Here is a 14018-nt window from a genome sequence, read left to right as displayed (position 1 = left end):
CTCGGGGTTCTCCTAGGTGAGGAAGTTCTTGAGCTCGAACACGAGTTTGCGGATGTGGCCCGACAGCACGGGGGTGCCCAGGTCCTTGAGCTTCTGACGGAACCACGGGTCCACGCTCTGCTGCCCGGAGCTGTTCACGGAGCCGACCGGGATGAACTTCACCCCGGACTTGTGCAGCGACTCGAAGTCGGTGATCAGCGACCGGTCGTCGTAGAAGTCGGAGATCCACACCATGACGGTGTTGCGCGGTTCGGCGATCTTGGGCCGGGCCATGGCCATCGCGACGGGGCCGTGGGTGCCGCCGCCGAGCGTCGTGCGCAGCAGCACCTCGAACGGGTCGTGCACCCAGGGCGTCAGGTCGAGCGCGCGGGTGTCGTACGCGACCAGGTGGACGTCCACCTTGGGCAGGCCCGCGAAGATCGACGCCAGGATGGTGCAGTTCACCATCGCGTCCACCATCGAGCCCGACTGGTCGACCACCACGATGAGCCGCTGTGGCGTGGTCTTGCGCGCGGTCTGCTTGTAGAACAGCTTGTCCACGTAGAGCCGCTGGTCTTCGGGGCTCCAGTTGGTGAGGTTCTTCCAGATCGTGCGGTCGAGGTCGAGGTTGCGGTACACCCGCTTCGGCGGCACCGACCTGTCGATGGCGCCCACCGTGGTCTTCTCGACCTGGGTGCGCAGGACCTCCGCGACCTGGTCCACGTACTTGCGGATCAGCGCCTTGGCGTTGGCCAGCGCGACACCCGAGAGGTTGGACTTGTCGCGCAGCAGCTGCTCGATGAGCGACATGCTCGGCGTGAGCTGCCTGGCCAGCGCCGGGTCGGCGAGCACCTCGCGCAGGCGCATGCGCTTGACGAGGTCGCCCTCCAGGCCCGACAGGACGCCCGCCACCTCGCCCATGCCCGGCTCGGACCCGATCTGGCCGGGCCGGCAGCCGAGCGCCTGCTCGAACCAGCCCGCGTCCTGCTTCCAGCGCGCCAGGTCGGTGGCGGTGACGGTGCCCGTCCCGGTCGAGAAGACGTTGAGCAGCAGCTTCGACACCAGGGCCGCCCGGCGGACCCGCTCGCTCGGGTCCTCGTCCTCGTCCTCCTTGGGGACCATCAGGTCGCGCAGCTCGGGGCCCAGGTCGGGGAAGCGCTGGACCAGGTTGTCCACCGACACCGACGGGTCGAGCAGCGCGGGCGGCAGCCCGAGGTCGTCGACGACGGCCACGCTGGACGCCTCCAGCGAAGGCTGCTCGTCGCCCTCGAACAGCCGCGACAGCAGGCGCCAGTAGAGAACCTGGCGCCGGTTCTCGTCGGCGCCGATCGGGGAGTCGCTCATTTCCGCAGCAGCCGTCCCGCTCGCTCGCGCAGCACGGCCACCGGGTCACCGAGTCGCGCGCCCGCCTTGAGCACCTTCTGGTCGGTGGGGCCGAGCGCCCAGTCGCCGGTGTGCGCCACGACCGGCTTCTTCTTGACCGTGGCCTGCACCGCGAGGGGCCGTACCGACCACCGGCCGGCGTCCCAGCGCAGCAGCCCGAGGCAGGCCGTGGAGGCCGCCACCAGCTCCGGCGTGAGCGGGCCGCAGGACGGGAGGCGGTCCACCTCGACGGCGAGCGCGTTCCCGTCGAGCACGAACTCGTCGCCGGTCACCGTGTAGCCCTCCAGCAGGACGGGCTCCGCGATGCGCACCGGATGGCGTTCCAGGGGCGGTGCCGCGGGAGCCGACGCCCCTGCGAGCTGGACCCTGGCGGTCGCGAACGGGTCGGCGGGCTCGCCCGCGGTCGCCCGGTCGTCGTGCCACACCAGGTCGCCGCTGCCGAGCAGGGGCATGTCGGTGATGTCCAGGCTGCGGTGCTCCGCGAGCGCCCCCAGCAGGACGGGGACCCCGCGCAGCAGCTGCCAGAGGAACGGGCCGACGACCGTGTCGACCTTGGTGGCGGCGACGCTCGTCCGCACCAGCCGGGACGGCTCGCCGCCCGCGGGTTCCAGGATGGCGTGGACCTGCGCCTGCATCGCGGTGGCGTGCTCGTGGACGTCCACACCGAGGATCAGCAGCCGTCCCGACACCGTGTGGGTGGCCTCGCCGGGCCAGCTGCCCGCCTGGGACAGCAGCAGGGCGCGCGCCCACAGGTCCGCCCAACGGCGGGCGGGCAGCCGGTCCATGGTCGCGACCGGCGCCGACGCCCGCAGCTCGGCCGCCAGGCCGTCGAGCAGCACCGCCAGCCGGCGCAGGCTCGGCTCGGCCAGCAGCGCCTCGACCGTCTGGCTGGACGCGGAGACCAGGTCGTGGTCGACGCCGCGCCATCCGGCGATGGCCAGCTCGGTCAGCCAGGACCTGCTGCCGACGAGCAGGTTCTCCGGCACGGCCGCCAGCGGGCCCGGCTCCTCCCAGGTGGCCCTGGAACGTCCGAGCGCGGCGTCGAGACGGGCGAGCAGGGCGTCGTGCACCGCGCCGAACAGGGCGGTACGCGCTCCGGCCAACGCCGTCAGGTGCTCGTCGGCGATCGAGCCGGCGGCGACCTTCTCCGCCGCCTCGGCCACCCGCGCGGCGAGCGGCGTGGCCCCTACCGAGCCGGCCAGCGCCGCCAGCGCGGCGGCCCGCTCCTCGCTGAGCCGGGCGAGCCCGTTCGCGAGGGCGTCGTCGAAGCCCGTCACCAGGTCAAGCGCGTCCTCGACTCCCGGCGGGGCGCCGTCGAGCAGTTCCGCGAGCTGTACGCCGAGCATCAACGGACCGCCCCCATGGCCGGGAACCAGTGCATCTCCGCCAGGGGGGCGGCTGTGTCGGGCAGCTCCAGATAGGCCAGGTGGCGCAGGAACCGGCTGAACACGACGGCCGCCGGGGTGGGCTCGTGCTGCCCGTCCAGGCTCCGCACCAGGTTTCCGCCCTCCTCCACCTCCACGTGCAGGTAGCGGGCCACGCGCTCCAGGCCGTACTGGACGACGGCCTCGTCCACGAGCGCCTGCAGGTGCTTGCAGGGCGAGCCGTACAGCCCGCCGCACGGCCTGTTGTTGTTGGTGCTGCAGTTGAAGCCGTGGGTTCCGGCGGTGATCGACGAGACGTAGACACGACTGATGTCCGACCCGCTCGACACGACGCCCTGCAACCGCCCGTCGGCAAGCTCGACGAAGGGAACCTTCGCCAGCTTGCGCGGCTGCACGGGGGAGACCACCCGTACCACGCTGCACTGCTCCAACGCGGCTGTGTCCGCGTTCACGCCTTTCGACCTCCAGCCCCACGGCTCGCGGACGCTGGTGGCATCAACGCGAACGGCCGATACATGATCCGGCAATGTACCCCATGTGATCCCGAATCGTGGCCTTTTCAAGATCAGGGCTACACCTTCGCCGGAGTGCTCATCAGGGGGTGACCACCTCGTAGCCCGCCTCCTCGACGGCCGCCGCGATCGCGGCGTCATCCAGGGCGCCCTCGCCGGTCACCGTGACCAGGCCGGTCGCGAGGTCGACCTCGACGCCGGCGACACCGGGAACCTGGCCGACCTCCTCGGTGACCGAGCTGACGCAGTGGCCGCAGGTCATGCCCTTGACGGTGTAGGTGCTGGTGGTCATATCGGATTCTCCTTAACAGACGAGCCTGGGCGACCCCTTGGGAGCGGGCCACCTCGAAACACTATACCCCCCCACCGTATTCGTGTGCCGGCATCTCATGGAGGCACGCCGGCGGCCCGCCACCCAACGCGGCCCCGTAGTCGGCGACGACCCCCTCCTCGCTCGGACGTCCCGCTTCTTGGCCCGGCACCTACGAGCGCGAGTAGCATGAAAGTCGGTCACAGACGGGAGGCACGCGGACGATGCGCACGTTGGGCGACCTGGAATCGGCGATCATGGACAGGATGTGGTCCTACCACCGGCCGGCCTCCGTCAGGGACGTGCTGGAAGATCTGCGCAAGGAGCGCCAGATCGCCTACACCACCGTGATGACCGTGATGGACAAGCTCTACAAGAAGGGCCTGCTGAAGCGGCAACCGGCCGGCAAGGCGTACGTGTACGAGTCGGTGGGAAGCAAGGAGTCCTACACCGCCCAGCTGATGCGCGAGACGCTGGCGAGCGGCGGCAACCAGGCGGCCACGCTGGTGCACTTCCTGGAGCGGCTGACCCCCGAGGAGGCCGCCGCGCTCGAATCCGCCCTCCGGGTGTACCCGCCGGGCGGTCGCAGCGCCTGACGGTCGCCCTCGCCCCCCTATCGCGCATAGTTGACCACCACTTCCGTTCGCCGCATGCAGACGGGCGGATACGCTCTACCCGTACGACAGCCGCTCAGAGCGCGCGGATAACCGCTGATCAGGGGCGGAGCTGGATGCCGCACACACACGAACAACCGACCACTAGCGCCGGGCGTCCCTCACGCTCCCGGCGCCCTCCACGCTCCCGGCGGGCCCGGCCGGCCATCCTCCTCGCCGCCGTCCTCGTCGTCGCCGGGTCGGCGTACGCCGTGCCCGCCGTCGCCCTCGCCGGCGACGTTCCCCCGGGCACCCGCGTCGACGGGTCCGACATCGGCGGCCTGTCACCGTCCGAGGCCCGGTCGCGGCTGGAAGGCGACCTCGGCAAGCGGGCGGCCACCCCGCTCGCGCTCGTCGCGGCGGGCCGGACGGTCCGGCTGAACCCCGCCGAGCTGGGGCTGGCCTTCGACGCGAAGGCGACCGTCGATGCCGCACTCGACGGCGCCACGACCCCGGCCGGGATCGTCCGCTCGCTCTTCGGCAGCCGCGACCTCCAGCCGAAGCTCGCCGTGGACGAGCAGCGCCTCACCGCCAGGCTCGCCGACCTGGCCCGCGACATCGACACCAAGCCGCGCGAGGGCGGCGTCCGCTTCCGCGGGCTCGAACCGGAGGCGGTGCGGCCCAGGCCGGGCCGCGCCCTCGACCGCGACGGCGCGGCCAGAGCCGTGCGCGAGGCCTTCGCGGGAAAGCGCGGGAAAGTCGCCCTGACGGTGCGTCCGCTACCGCCCACGGTCTCCGCCGCCGAGGTCCAGCGGGTGGCCGCGACGGCCCGGACAGCGGTCGCCTCGCCGCTGACCCTGACCAGCGGCGGCAGGAAGACCGTGCTGTCCAGAGACCAGCTCGCCGCCGGGCTCCGCTTCACCGCCGACGGCCAGGGCGGGCTGCGGCCGTCCTACGACGCCAAGCAGGTCGCGTCCGCCCTGGAGAAGGCGCTGGTCGACGCCGGGCAGCGGCCGAAGGACGCGTCTTTCAAGATCGTCAACGGCAGGCCGCGGGTCGTCGCCGCCCGCGCGGGGCGCGGGATCGACGTCAAGGCCCTCGGCGAGGCGGTCGCCGCCGCCGTCGCGGCGGGAACCCGCAGCGTGGACGTGCCGACGACCCGGACCCAGCCCCGCGTGACCACCCAGGCGGCCACCAAGCTCGGCGTCAAGGAGAAGGTCAGCTCGTTCACCACCCACTACCCCTGCTGCGCCCCCAGGGTGACCAACATCCACACCATCGCCGACCTCGTCGACGGCTACGTGGTCAAGCCCGGCGAGACGTTCTCGCTCAACGGCGTGGTGGGCAAGCGCGACAAGGAACGCGGCTTCGTCGAGGCACCGATGATCCTCAACAACCGGTTCGTCGACGACGTCGGCGGAGGCGTCTCGCAGTTCACCACCACCATGTTCAACGCGGTGTTCTTCGGCGGCTTCCAGGACGTGCAGCACACGCCGCACCAGTACTACATCTCCCGGTACCCGGCCGGGCGGGAGTCGACGGTGTCCTACCCGCAGCCGGACTTCCGCTGGCGCAACGACTCCCCCTACGGCGTGCTGATCAAGACCTCGTACACGGACACCTCGGTCACCGTCGACTTCTGGAGCACCAAGCGCTACGACATCGAGTCGCAGAGCTCGCCCCGCTACCAGGTCAAACCCATCGAAACCATCACCGAGACCGGCAAGGAGTGCATCCCGATGGGCGGCGCCGAAGGGTTCACCATCGACGTCTGGCGCATCTTCAAACAGGACGGCGAGGTCCTCCGCAAGCAGCAGTTCCACACCGTCTACGCCCCCGAACCCCGCCTCACCTGCACATGACGTCGGCGACGTAGGCTCTTCCGTCGTGAACGACAGTCAGCGAGTGACGTTCCCCGGTTCCACAGGCGCTCCCCTGGCGGGCAGGCTGGAGCTGCCCGACGGGCCGCCCAGGGCGGTCGCGCTCTTCGCGCACTGCTTCTCGTGCGGCAAGGACGTCCATGCCGCCTCCCACATCGCCCGCGAGCTGGCCAGGCTCGGCATCGCCGTGCTCCGCTTCGACTTCACCGGGCTCGGCCAGTCCGGCGGCGACTTCGGCAACACCGACTTCACGTCCAACGTCGAGGACCTGGTGCACGCGGCCGGCTACCTGCGCGACACCCTCGCCGCACCGACGCTCCTAGTGGGGCACTCGTTCGGCGGCGCCGCGGTCCTGGCCGCCGCCCAGCGGATCCCCGAGTCGCGGGCGGTCGTCACCATCGGCGCCCCCGCCGACCCGTCGCACGTGGCCGGGCTGCTGGCGAGCGCGCGCGAGGAGATCGAGACGGCGGGGGAGGCGAAGGTGACCCTCGCCGGCCGGACGTTCCGGGTCGCCCGCGCCTTCCTCGCCGACATCGCCTTCCAGCCGCAGCAGGAACGCATCGCCACCCTCGGGCGGGCGCTGCTCGTCATGCACGCCCCGACCGACGCCGTCGTCGGCATCGACAACGCCAGGAGCATCTTCGACGCGGCACGCCATCCGAAGTCGTTCGTCGCCTTGGACGGCGCCGACCACCTGCTCACCGACGACGGACAGTCGGTGTACGCCGCCGGGATGATCGCGGCCTGGGCGAGCCGCTACCTCGACACGCCACCCCTCCCTGTCACGGAGGACGGAAGCGTGGAGGTGCGCGAGACCGGCCGTTACACCCAGCGGATCACCGCGGGCCGGCACGGGCTGACCGCGGACGAACCGGTCGACGTCGGCGGCGCCGACAAGGGACCCACCCCGTACGATCTCCTCCTCTCGGCCCTCGGCGCCTGCACCTCGATGACCATCCGCATGTACGCCGAGCGCAAGCAGTGGCCGCTGCGGAACGTGTCCGTCAGGCTGCGTCACAGCAGGGTCCACGCCCGCGACTGCGCCAACTGCGAGACCAAGGTCGGGCTGCTCGACCGCATCACGCGGGAGATCCACCTCGACGGCCCGCTGACAGACGACCAGCGCCGCCGCCTCATGGAGATCGCCGACAAGTGCCCCGTGCACCGCACCCTCACCTCGGAGGTCGTCATCGAGACCACGGAGGTGGCGAGCCGGCCGCACGATCATTCGATCGTCTGATTACCCACCGCTGACACATGGCGCACAGACAGTGAGATAGCGTGCTGTCGTGCTCGCTCGCCCGTCCCGCTCTCCGCGTCGTGTGCGGGGGCGGTTGTGGCTGGGCGTGCTCGCCGTCATCGCCGCGTTCCACCTGCTGCTGTGCGGCTTCGGGCCGCACGCCCACGACTCCGTCCCGTCCGTGCCGCAGGCGCACTCCGCCGCGCAGGGCGCCGCTGATCACGGGACACACGGCCACCAGCACTCGACGTCGTGCGAGAAGCCCTTCACCCAGCCCCCGTCGCAGCTGCTCCAGGGCCTGCCCGGCAGCGGCCGGCGAGCCTCGGCGGCTCCGGAAGGCACCGAGGGCGGCGCGCCGCCTTCGCGAACCGGTTCTCTCTCGGGCGGGCCCCTGCTCGCCGCGCTCTGCGTGTCACGGGTGTAGTCGCGCCCGGCGTGTGCCGATCCGGCCGCGCCTGCCGCTCATCCATGCGCAGTCGACAGTGCGAGGACCACCATCATGAACACCAGCCATCGGCGCCAGCCTGCCCGGGTATGGGCCGCGACCCACCGCACCGGCCTTGCCGGACTTGTCGGCAACACACCCGTGTTGCGAATCCCGGAGCTGTGGGGTGACAGCGAACGCGGCTTCTGGGCCAAACTCGAGGGCCGCAATCCCGGAGGCATCAAGGACCGGCCCGGCCTCTACATGATCCGCCAGGCCCGGTGCCGCGGTGAGCTGCGTCCCGGTGAGCCGATCATCGAGTCCACCAGCGGCACGCTCGGCCTCGGGATCGCCCTGGCCGGGATCGTCTACCGGCATCCGGTCATCCTGGTCAGCGATCCGGGCATGGAGCCGCTGATGCACCGCCTGCTCGGCGCGTACGGCGCCCGCGTGGAGACCGTGACGCGGCCGCACCCCGACGGGGGCTGGCAGGAGGCGCGGCGGGAACGGGTCCGCCGGCTCAGGCAGGAGCATCCGAACGCGTACTGCCCCGACCAGTACCACAACCCCGACAACGTCAGCGCCTACGACCCGCTGGCCCGAGAGCTGGCCAGGCAGCTCGGCCACGTCGACGTCCTGGTCTGCAGCGTGGGCACCGGCGGGCACAGCGCGGGCGTCTACCGGACACTCAGACGGCTCTGCCCAGGAGTGCGCCTGGTGGGGGTGGACACGATCGGGTCCACGATCTTCGGCCAGCCCGCCCGGTCGCGCCTGATGCGCGGGCTGGGCAGCAGCATCTACCCGGGCAACGTCGCCTACGACAGCTTCAGCGAGGTGCACTGGGTGGCCCCGGCCGAGGCGGTGTGGGCCTGCCGCCGCCTCGCCGCGCGACGGTACGCGACCGGCGGCTGGAGCGTGGGCGCGGTCGCGCTCGTCGCCTCCTGGCTGGCCCGGACCGAGCCCGCGGGCACCGGCATCGCGGCGATCTTCCCCGACGGCCCGCAGCGGTACTTCGACACGGTCTTCAGCGACGTCTACTGCGCCGAGCGCGGTCTGCTCGGCCGCGAACCGGCGCCGGAACCCGACGTCATCGGCCATCCGGCAGAGGCCGAGGCGCTGCGCTGGACCCGCTGCGCCAAGGTCGTCGCCCCGGCGGGAGCGGGCCGATGACGGCCACGACCGGGAGAGACCGACCGACGCGGGCCACCGTCGCGGGAGCGGGCCGACCGGCGCGGGCCGGCGTCGCGGGAGCGGGCCGGTGAAGGGCACGCTCGCGCAGGTGCGGTCGTTCAACCGGCCGGTACGGCTGCTCCTGGTCAACCAGCTCACCATCAACGTCGGCTTCTACATGCTGATGCCGTACCTGGCCACGTACCTGACCGGCGACCTCGGCCTGGCTACGTGGCTGGCGGGGCTGGTCCTCGGCGTGCGGAACCTCAGCCAGCAGGGCATGTTCCTGCTCGGTGGCAGCCTGGCCGACAGGATCGGCTACAAGCCGATGATCCTGGCCGGGCTGCTCCTGCGGACGGTGGGGTTCGCCCTGCTCGGGCTGGTCCAGGCGGTGCCCGCGCTGATCGCCGCGTCCGTGCTGACCGGGCTGGCCGGGGCGCTGTTCAACCCGGCGGCCCGCGCCTACCTCGCGCAGGAGGCCGGGGAGCGCAAGATCGAGGCGTTCGCCGTCTTCAACGTCTTCTACCAGAGCGGCATCCTCGTCGGCCCGCTCATCGGCCTGCTGTTGCAGGCCGCGGCCTTCCAGATCACCTGTCTCGTCGCGGCCGGGCTGTTCGCCGTGCTGGCGCTCGCCCAGGCCCGGGCGCTGCCCGCACGCCCCGGCGGACGAGCGGGCGCGCCGGGCGGCATCCTCCGCGACTGGCGGCAGGTGCTGGCAGACCGCCCTTTCCTGCTGTTCTCCGTGGCGATGATCGGCTCCTACGTCCTCAACTTCCAGGTCTACCTCGGCCTGCCGATCGAGGTGCGCCGGGCGAGCGGCGGAGAGCTCGGCGTCGCGCTGCTGTTCGCGCTGTCAGGGGCGATGGCGGCCTTCGGTCAGGTGCGCGTCACCGCGTGGGTGAAGGAGCGCTGGAGCCCCGGGCAGGCCATGGTGCGCGGACTGGCGCTGATGGGAGCTGCTTTCCTGCCTCTGGCCGTCCCGCTCTCGCCGGCGGGTGCGCTGGCCGCCGTGCTGGTCACCACCGCCCTGCTGACCCTGGGCACGATGATCGTCTACCCGTTCGAGATGGCCACGATCGCCCGCTTCAGCGGCGACGAGCTCGTCGGCACCTACTACGGCTTCTACAACACCGTGTCGGGGATCGGCATCGCGGCGGGGAACCTCGCCACCGGCGCCGCCCTCGACGCCGGTCGCTCGCTCGGGCTGCCCGGCCTGCCGTGGTGGATGCTGGCGGGCCTGGGCTGGGCGTGCGCGGCAGCCGTCCTCGCGTTGAACCGCACCCGGCCCGCTCCTACCGGGCGTGGGAGTACTACCGGGTGTGGAAGTCGAGGTGGTGGCCGAGCCAGCGGGTGACCGGCGGGACGGTGGCCAGGCGTAGCGGCAGGTCGCGCAGGATGAGTTCGAGCCGGTTGCGCGGGGCGTGGACGCCGGTGTTGCTGCGGCCCTTGAGCTGGCGTTCGGTCACCTCCGTGCGCAGCCCGGCCTCCCACGCGCGCAGCGCGGCGGGCAGGTCGTCCGGGTGGCGTTCGAGCTCCGTGCCGAGCAGGTCGGCGCCGCCGACGGCCAGCGACGTGCCGTAACCGGCGAAGAGGGTGACGCACCAGGCGGAGTCACCGAGCAGCACCACGCGCCCCTCGCTCCATCGGTCGGCGACGATCTGGCTGACGCTGTCGAAGTAGACGGCCTCCTCCCGCATGGCGGCGATCAGCTCGGGCGCCGCCCAGCGGAGACCGGGGTAGGCCTGTTCCAGGGCCTTCCTGGGGCCCTTGGCGAGCTCGGCGTCGGGGTCGGCGGTGCTGTAGGTGAAGAACGCGGCGGCACGGCCTGCCCCGAGGTCGGCGATGGTGAAGGTGCGCCCTACGGCCGTGACCGTGGTGAAGGCGCGCTGCCGCGCCCCGGCGGGGAGGCGGTCCAGGGTGAAGGCGGCGACCACGTGGTTCAGGTCGACCCGGAAGCGGCTCTCCTGGCCGAAGACGAGCTCGCGCACCGTGGAGTGCAGGCCGTCCGCGCCCACGAGCAGGTCGGCCCGCTCCGTCGTGCCGTCGGCGAGCGTGACGTCCACTCCCCCTTCGTCCTGCGCGACGGCGGTGACCGTGGTGCCTAAGCGGATCTCCACCGTGCCGGCCACGGCCTCGTACAGCGCGGCCTCGATGTCGCCGCGCAGCACGGTGAGGCCGCGGTCGCCGAGCAGCCGCCGCACGGTGTCGGCCGGGACGGTGAAGCGGGGGCGTCCGTCGGCTGTGACGTAGGCGAGGTCGAAGGCGGCGAGGCCGTGCTTGCTGATCGCGGGCAGGACGCCCATGCGCTCCGCGGCGGCGTGCCCGAGCCCGGAGAAGACGACCGCGTAGCCGCCCTCCCTGCGCGCCGGGGCGCGTTCGACGACGATCGGCGTCCAGCCGATCCGCTGGAGGCGTAGCGCCGCGGCCAAACCCGCGATGCCCGCGCCGACGATGATCACTCGTTTGGCGGTCATGCTCGTGAGTCCTTTCTGCGGAAGGCCATGAAGGCGGAGACGCCTTCAGAATGAGCACTCGCTCATACAGTATGAGCGTGTGTTCATTCTGGCAAGGCGGGTAAGGTGGGTGACCATGTCTCCGCGTGGCGTCGCGATCCCCGAAGTACGGCAGCAGCTCTTCGACGCGGCCGAGCGCGTGCTGCTGCGCGAGGGGCCGTCCGGGCTGAGCGGGCGGGCGATCACCCGCGAGGCCGGGGTCGCGACCGGGCTGCTCTACAACCACTTCCCCGACCTCGACGAGTTCCTGGCCGAACTGCTGCTCGACCGGGCCCGCAAGGTGACGGCGAGCCTGTCCGGTCTGCCTGGCCGGGCGGGCACGTCCACGGTGGTCGACAACCTGATGTCCGCCGTCGAGACGCTGTTCTCCGGCAACGTGCTCGCACTGGCCGGGCTCGCCCTGGCCAGGCCGGCGATCGTGGCGGGCCTCGGGCGGGCAGTGGGCGACGGCACGCTGACGATGGACGCGGGCGAGCGCCTGTTCGCCGCCTATCTGGAGGCCGAGCGCACCCAGGGCCGGATCTCCGAGGGCGCCGACACCGCGTCCCTCGCCCTGGCGCTCGTCGGCGCGGCCCACCAGCTCCTGCTGACACGCGGCCCACACGCTCCGGACCTGCGCGAACGCATGCACCAGGTAACGGTCACCCTGATCGCCGGCGTCAGCCGCCCCTGACGGCCCCTCGCGCCCCGCGATGACCGCCTGCGGCTCGCCGAACCTCGCGGGGCGGACCCGCGAGGAGAGCTGCTCGCAGCGGACAGCCCCGCGCTGGTGACGGTGTGGGCGCTTCCACCGCCTCGGGCTTACCAGGCCGAGCCGGTCGGCGCCCCGGGCACCGGCCGGCTCGGCCAACTCATGCGTGGCGTGTCAGAGGCGCTTGAGCAGGTCCTGCATCTGCTGGACCTCGGCTTGCTGGCCCGTCTCGATGGCCTTGGCCAGGTCCTTGGCCTCGGCGTCGGAGCCCTGCGCCTGCTCGGTCCTGGCCATGTCGATCGCGCCGTTGTGGTGCGCGATCATCAGCTGGGCGAACTGCTTGTCGAACGCGGCGCCCTTGGCCGCCTCGAGCTTCTTCATGTCCTCCTCGGACATGATCCCGGGCATGCCGTGGCCCATCCCGCCGGACGGCTCCTCCTTGCCCCAGGACTTCAGCCAGCCTCGCATGGTCTGGATCTCAGGGTCCTGTGCCGCCTTGATCTTCGCGGCGAGGTCCTTGATCTCCTTGTCGGACGCCCGCGTCGCGGCCAGGTCGGCCATCTCGACCGCCTGCTGGTGATGCGGGATCATCATCTGCGCGAACATCACGTCCGCGTCGTTGAACGTGGCACTGCTCGGCGCGCTGCTCGGCTGGGAGCTGGCCGGGGCGCTACTCGACATGGTGGTGGACATGTCGCGCCCGCTCGTGGAGTCGGCGCTGCCTCCGCAGGCCGTCAGGAGTGCCAGCGCGCTCGTGGTGAGGCCGGCGAGCGCGAGCTTGCGGAGTCGGGTCGTACCCATCGTGGTTGGTCTCTCTTTCGATGCCGCGTTTCAGGTCACCGTCCGCGGACGCGTGGTCCGCGAGGCGGCGGCCTATATGCGCAGCAGCGACAGGCGGGCCAGCCGTACGGAGGTCGGTGGCGGCCTGGCGACCCTGGCCAGGCCCGCGATCGCGGCGGACACCCCCGCCGGCGCCCTCCGCACCAGCGCCGCGCTCGCGATCAGCGCGAGGATCAGCAGCGGCACCAGCACGGCGAGGCAGACCGAGGTCGGGTCGAACCCGGGCATCTCATCGTTGAACGCTTGCGCGATCACTGACGCCCCGACAGCGGCGGGCTGCCACGGGTTCACGACGTGAGCCTCCGCGCGAGGCTGCTGCGCAGGCACGAGGGCCGCGTTTGAGGGACGCTCGTGCATCGCCGCGGCGGCCGAGTGGGCCGAGGAGACGTGCCCGAGGGTGTGCATGCCGCACACGCCGAGTACGAGCATGACGAGTAGGACGAAGTGCCCGGCACTCAGCTCACGAGTGCGATCGGACCTGCCCATTCTCCTCAGAACCCCCGACGACGTGTGTCCGTACCCGAAGAATCCTATGAGGAGGCATCGTAGGTCGTTGAGTCGGCCGCTCGCAGCCCTGCCAGCAGGTTGAAGGCGCCGGTCAGCAGGTTGAGCGTGACGAGACCGACGAGCTCGGCGATGACCCGGTCGCTCCAGCCGTGCGCCCGGAGGCCCGCGACGTCCTCGTCGGTGATCGAGGACGGCTCGGCGAGCACGCGCACGGCCACGGCGATGAGCGCCGCTTCCCGCGCGTCGGCGGAGGTTCCCTGCCGGGCGAGGGCGATGTCGCTCTCGCTGAGCCCTGCCGCGCGCCCCGCTTCGGTGTGCGCCTGAAGGCAGCGACCGCAACCGATCCACTCCTGCAGGGCGAGCGAGATCTTCTCGCTGAGCGCGCGGGGCAGTTTGATCCGTTTCATGGCCCGCGAGAGGTCGAGGTAGCCCTGGAGCAGCGCGGGCGAGTGGGCCATGGTGGAGACCATCTCGCCCACGCCGCCGCTCCTGCCGATGATGTCGTTCAGCAGTTCGCGGAACTTCTCGGGCGCGTCAGCGGGGTCGAGTGCGGTCAGGCGCGGCATGTGTCCTCCCTTGCTTTCCCGCATA

The 14018-nt window shown here is 71.7% G+C and carries 15 protein-coding genes; 7 read left to right on the top strand and 8 right to left on the bottom strand.

Annotated elements, in window-relative coordinates; all coding sequences use genetic code 11:
* Window positions 1-12: 12 nt before the first annotated feature.
* The 4 genes from ABZ297_RS04300 to ABZ297_RS04285 form a co-directional block, all read right to left on the bottom strand.
* On the bottom strand, window positions 13-1323 hold the full coding sequence (locus ABZ297_RS04300) for a VWA domain-containing protein (protein WP_355339160.1): 1311 nt from the start codon (window positions 1321-1323) through the stop codon (window positions 13-15).
* Entirely contained in the window at window positions 1320-2708 is a 1389-nt protein-coding gene (locus tag ABZ297_RS04295; protein WP_355339157.1) for a hypothetical protein, read from the bottom strand. The genes ABZ297_RS04300 and ABZ297_RS04295 overlap by 4 nt, the downstream gene beginning before the upstream one ends.
* Complete coding sequence (locus tag ABZ297_RS04290; protein WP_355339154.1) at window positions 2708-3199, bottom strand: hypothetical protein; 492 nt, start codon at window positions 3197-3199, stop codon at window positions 2708-2710. The genes ABZ297_RS04295 and ABZ297_RS04290 overlap by 1 nt, the downstream gene beginning before the upstream one ends.
* 142 nt (window positions 3200-3341) lie before the next feature.
* The gene (locus tag ABZ297_RS04285) at window positions 3342-3551 is read right to left on the bottom strand and encodes a heavy-metal-associated domain-containing protein (RefSeq protein ID WP_355339151.1); all 210 of its coding nucleotides are present in this window, start codon (window positions 3549-3551) and stop codon (window positions 3342-3344) included.
* Between the two features lie 242 nt (window positions 3552-3793).
* Between ABZ297_RS04285 and ABZ297_RS04280 the strand changes: the two genes are divergently transcribed.
* From ABZ297_RS04280 to ABZ297_RS04255, 6 genes are all read left to right on the top strand, one after another.
* Complete coding sequence (locus ABZ297_RS04280; protein WP_355339148.1) at window positions 3794-4165, top strand: BlaI/MecI/CopY family transcriptional regulator; 372 nt, start codon at window positions 3794-3796, stop codon at window positions 4163-4165.
* 134 nt (window positions 4166-4299) lie between these two features.
* Window positions 4300-6024, top strand: coding sequence for a VanW family protein (locus ABZ297_RS04275; RefSeq protein WP_355339145.1), 1725 nt, complete (start codon window positions 4300-4302; stop codon window positions 6022-6024).
* Window positions 6025-6049: 25 nt separating this feature from the next.
* Window positions 6050-7282, top strand: a complete 1233-nt coding sequence (locus ABZ297_RS04270) for an alpha/beta fold hydrolase (protein WP_355339142.1) — start codon at window positions 6050-6052, stop codon at window positions 7280-7282.
* Between the two features lie 49 nt (window positions 7283-7331).
* Window positions 7332-7706, top strand: coding sequence for a hypothetical protein (locus ABZ297_RS04265; RefSeq protein ID WP_355339139.1), 375 nt, complete (start codon window positions 7332-7334; stop codon window positions 7704-7706).
* Window positions 7707-7781: 75 nt separating this feature from the next.
* Window positions 7782-8876, top strand: a complete 1095-nt coding sequence (locus tag ABZ297_RS04260; protein WP_355339136.1) for a PLP-dependent cysteine synthase family protein — start codon at window positions 7782-7784, stop codon at window positions 8874-8876.
* Between the two features lie 88 nt (window positions 8877-8964).
* Window positions 8965-10230 carry an MFS transporter gene (locus ABZ297_RS04255; protein WP_355339133.1) on the top strand — a complete coding sequence of 422 codons (1266 nt, stop codon included), beginning with the start codon at window positions 8965-8967 and terminating at the stop codon, window positions 10228-10230.
* Here the strand turns inward: ABZ297_RS04255 and ABZ297_RS04250 are convergent.
* Window positions 10187-11350, bottom strand: a complete 1164-nt coding sequence (locus tag ABZ297_RS04250; RefSeq protein ID WP_355339130.1) for an FAD-dependent monooxygenase — start codon at window positions 11348-11350, stop codon at window positions 10187-10189. The genes ABZ297_RS04255 and ABZ297_RS04250 overlap by 44 nt on opposite strands.
* Window positions 11351-11465: 115 nt before the next feature.
* Between ABZ297_RS04250 and ABZ297_RS04245 the strand changes: the two genes are divergently transcribed.
* Window positions 11466-12062, top strand: coding sequence for a TetR/AcrR family transcriptional regulator (locus ABZ297_RS04245; protein WP_355339127.1), 597 nt, complete (start codon window positions 11466-11468; stop codon window positions 12060-12062).
* 192 nt (window positions 12063-12254) lie between these two features.
* Here the strand turns inward: ABZ297_RS04245 and ABZ297_RS04240 are convergent, their stop codons facing one another.
* The 3 genes from ABZ297_RS04240 to ABZ297_RS04230 form a co-directional block, all read right to left on the bottom strand.
* On the bottom strand, window positions 12255-12881 hold the full coding sequence (locus tag ABZ297_RS04240; protein WP_355339124.1) for a DUF305 domain-containing protein: 627 nt from the start codon (window positions 12879-12881) through the stop codon (window positions 12255-12257).
* Between the two features lie 72 nt (window positions 12882-12953).
* The gene (locus ABZ297_RS04235; RefSeq protein WP_355339121.1) at window positions 12954-13349 is read right to left on the bottom strand and encodes a hypothetical protein; all 396 of its coding nucleotides are present in this window, start codon (window positions 13347-13349) and stop codon (window positions 12954-12956) included.
* A 101-nt stretch (window positions 13350-13450) separates the two neighbouring features.
* The gene (locus ABZ297_RS04230) at window positions 13451-13993 is read right to left on the bottom strand and encodes a carboxymuconolactone decarboxylase family protein (protein WP_355339118.1); all 543 of its coding nucleotides are present in this window, start codon (window positions 13991-13993) and stop codon (window positions 13451-13453) included.
* Between the last annotated feature and the right edge of the window lie 25 nt (window positions 13994-14018).

This window comes from Nonomuraea sp. NPDC005983 (genome assembly GCF_040614375.1).
In the GTDB taxonomy this organism is placed as follows: Bacteria; Actinomycetota; Actinomycetes; order Streptosporangiales; family Streptosporangiaceae; genus Nonomuraea.
Note: the sequence above shows the minus strand (reverse complement) of the source record. Positions and strands in the feature narration are given on the sequence as shown.

Excerpts from the sequence above, each read along its gene's own strand:
- ABZ297_RS04300 (WP_355339160.1), bottom strand. The coding sequence starts at position 1,323 with ATGAGCGACTCCCCGATCGGCGCCGACGAGAACCGGCGCCAGGTTCTC.
- ABZ297_RS04295 (WP_355339157.1), bottom strand. The coding sequence starts at position 2,708 with ATGCTCGGCGTACAGCTCGCGGAACTGCTCGACGGCGCCCCGCCGGGA.
- ABZ297_RS04285 (WP_355339151.1), bottom strand. The coding sequence starts at position 3,551 with ATGACCACCAGCACCTACACCGTCAAGGGCATGACCTGCGGCCACTGC.
- ABZ297_RS04280 (WP_355339148.1), top strand. The coding sequence starts at position 3,794 with ATGCGCACGTTGGGCGACCTGGAATCGGCGATCATGGACAGGATGTGG.
- ABZ297_RS04275 (WP_355339145.1), top strand. The coding sequence starts at position 4,300 with ATGCCGCACACACACGAACAACCGACCACTAGCGCCGGGCGTCCCTCA.
- ABZ297_RS04260 (WP_355339136.1), top strand. The coding sequence starts at position 7,782 with ATGAACACCAGCCATCGGCGCCAGCCTGCCCGGGTATGGGCCGCGACC.
- ABZ297_RS04250 (WP_355339130.1), bottom strand. The coding sequence starts at position 11,350 with ATGACCGCCAAACGAGTGATCATCGTCGGCGCGGGCATCGCGGGTTTG.
- ABZ297_RS04245 (WP_355339127.1), top strand. The coding sequence starts at position 11,466 with ATGTCTCCGCGTGGCGTCGCGATCCCCGAAGTACGGCAGCAGCTCTTC.
- ABZ297_RS04240 (WP_355339124.1), bottom strand. The coding sequence starts at position 12,881 with ATGGGTACGACCCGACTCCGCAAGCTCGCGCTCGCCGGCCTCACCACG.
- ABZ297_RS04235 (WP_355339121.1), bottom strand. The coding sequence starts at position 13,349 with ATGCTCGTACTCGGCGTGTGCGGCATGCACACCCTCGGGCACGTCTCC.
- ABZ297_RS04230 (WP_355339118.1), bottom strand. The coding sequence starts at position 13,993 with ATGCCGCGCCTGACCGCACTCGACCCCGCTGACGCGCCCGAGAAGTTC.